Genomic DNA, 2,470 nt, shown 5'->3' on the forward strand with positions numbered 1-2,470 from the left:
ACGACCTCGTAGCCGGCCTCGTGCAGGAGCAGTCCGACGAAGCCGCGGCCGATGTTGCCCGCGCCGAAGTGGACGGCGGTGGGGGTGCTCACTCGTTGACCTCACCGAGGATCGACAGGATCGCGGCGGTGTCCGGTGCGTCGGTCAGCTTCTGGACCTCGTCCTCGTCGCTGAACACGATCGCGATCTTGGACAGGATGTCGAGGTGCTCGTTGTTGACGCCGGCGATGCCGACGACGAAGCGGACGGGGTTGCCGTCCCAGTCGATCGGGGTCGCGTAGCGGATGAACGACAGCGCCGAGGACTTGATGGCGTCCTTCGCGTCGTTCGTGCCGTGCGGGATGGCGAGGAAGTTCCCCATGTAGGTCGAGACGCTCTTCTCGCGCTCGAGCATCGCCGGGTAGTAGTCCGCCGTGACCGCGCCTGCAGCCTCGAGGATCTCGGCAGCCTCCTTCATCGCCTCCGACTTGGTCGGTGCGGTGTCCTCGGTGTGGATCCGGATCTGGCTCTCCTGCAGGACGGGCATCGGGGTTCTCCTTGCTTCGTGACGTGGCGTCGTGGACGTGTGGAGGGGACGAGCCGTGGCCCGTCCCCTCCGATACTGCACTTCGTTACTGGTTCTTGAGCTGTTCGACGACCTGGTCGTACTGCGGCGCGTTCATGAAGTTGCCGACCGACACGTGCTGTGCGTTCGGGTTCTTCTGCTTCGCGCGCTCCGTCAGCTCCTCCTGCGTGATGATCAGGTCCTCGTCACCGGAGAGGTTCGCGATCGCCTTGTTGGAGACCGTGACCCCTTCGATGCCCGCCTTCTTGATCTTGTTGCGGAGGACGCTGGCGCCCATCGCGCTGGAGCCCATGCCGGCGTCGCAGGCGAACACGAGGTTCTGGACGCGGGTGGCGGTCGCGGTGGTCGCCGAACCGACGCCACCGAGCGAGGCTTCGGCCTCCTCCTCGTTCGCCGGGGAGTTGTTGCCGAGCAGGCCCGAGGTCGCGGCGTTGACGTCGCGGCCCTTGTTCGCCTGGAGCTTCGCCATCGCGGCGCTCATGTCGCCGCCACCGTTCGCGAGGTCACGCTTGCGGGTCGCGATGAGGAAGAACGACGCGACCGCGAACGACACCGCTGCGGACAGGATGACCGAGAGGATGACGCCGAGGAAGCTGTCCTTCGCCGTCGCACCGAGCACCGCGAAGATCGACCCGGGCGACGCCGGGGCGACGAGACCGGAGTGGAATGCGACGTTGGTCGCGACGCCCGTGGCACCACCGAGGATGACGGCGATGAACAGGACCGGCTTCTGCAGCACGTACGGGAAGTAGATCTCGTGGATGCCGCCGAGGAACTGGATGATGATCGCGCCGGGAGCGGTCGAGCGGGCGATGCCGACACCGAAGAAGGTGAAGGCGAGCAGGATGCCGAGACCCGGGCCGGGGTTCGCCTCGAGCAGGAAGAGGATGCTCTTGCCGGACTCCTGGACCTGCTGCGCGCCGAGCTGGTCGAGCACACCGTGGTTGATGGCGTTGTTGAGGAAGAACACCTTGGCCGGCTCGATGATCACGCTGGCGAGCGGGAGCAGCGAGTGCTGGACGAGGAAGTTCACCGCGTCGCCGAGGCCCTCGGCGATGAGCTTGAACAGCGGCGCGAGCCAGAAGAACCCGGCCATGGCCAACCCGAAGCCGAGGATGCCGGCCGCGTAGTTGTTCACGAGCATCTCGAAGCCCGGCTTGATCTTGCCGTCCCAGAGCTTGTCGATCTGCTTGATGAGGTACGCGCCGAGCGGCCCGCAGATCATCGCGCCGAGGATCATCGTCGTGCCGTTGGCGCCGATGATGACACCCATGGTCATGATCGAACCGACCACCGCACCACGGGTCTCGTAGACCATCCGGCCACCCTGGATCGCGATCGCGAGCGGGATGAGGTAGGTCAGGATCGGGCCGACGAGGCCGACGTTCGCGACGCCGCCCGTCTCACCGAAGCCGCCGAGGATGCCCACGGGCGTCCAACCGGTCTCGATGAAGAAGGCGGTGATGATGCCCCACGCGATGAAGATCGCGATGTTGGGCATGACCATGCCGGAGAGGAACGTGCCGAACTTCTGAACGGCGACGCGTGCGCCGCCCCGCGACTTCGCGGGAGCGTCGGGCGCTGCAACGGACGACGTTGTCATGTGCGGTGACTTTCTGTGAGGTGCTGCTGCTGCGTGTGGAGGGGAGGTGGTGCTGGGGGGTCGGATCAGGCGGCGTGCGTCGCGGCCGCGGCGGACTTGGCGGCCGCCGCCGTGCTCGCGGCGAGTGCCGCCTGGGCCATCTCGCGGGCCTGGTCGAGGGTGTGCTTGCCGAGTTCGGCGCGCACGTCGGCCAGGGCCGCGGGGGTCATGGAGAGGGTCGTGGCGCCGAGACCGACGAGCACGACGGCGAGCAGCGGGTCGGCCGCTGCCTCACCGCAGATGCCGACGGGCTTGCCGGCGTC

Annotated in this window: 3 protein-coding genes; all 3 read right to left on the reverse strand. The window is 67.2% G+C overall.

Translation table 11 applies throughout. From position 1 onward, the window contains the following. Positions 1-88 precede the first annotated feature (88 nt). The gene (locus BIV01_RS11495; protein WP_022907882.1) at positions 89-526 is read right to left on the reverse strand and encodes a PTS sugar transporter subunit IIA; all 438 of its coding nucleotides are present in this window, start codon (positions 524-526) and stop codon (positions 89-91) included. A gap of 85 nt (positions 527-611) precedes the next feature. Continuing rightward, positions 612-2,168 (reverse strand): PTS mannitol transporter subunit IICB, encoded by a 1,557-nt coding sequence (locus BIV01_RS11500; RefSeq protein ID WP_071294736.1) that lies wholly within the window; start codon positions 2,166-2,168, stop codon positions 612-614. 65 nt (positions 2,169-2,233) lie between these two features. Further along, on the reverse strand, positions 2,234-2,470 hold a 237-nt coding region (locus BIV01_RS11505; RefSeq protein ID WP_302847423.1), incomplete at its 5' end, for a putative PEP-binding protein.

Source organism: Curtobacterium sp. MCBA15_013, from assembly GCF_001865095.1.
GTDB lineage: Bacteria > Actinomycetota > Actinomycetes > Actinomycetales > Microbacteriaceae > Curtobacterium.

Bases quoted from the DNA above. Each gene is read 5' to 3' on its own strand.
- BIV01_RS11500 (WP_071294736.1), bottom strand. From the start codon at position 2,168: ATGACAACGTCGTCCGTTGCAGCGCCCGACGCTCCCGCGAAGTCGCGG.
- BIV01_RS11495 (WP_022907882.1), bottom strand. From the start codon at position 526: ATGCCCGTCCTGCAGGAGAGCCAGATCCGGATCCACACCGAGGACACC.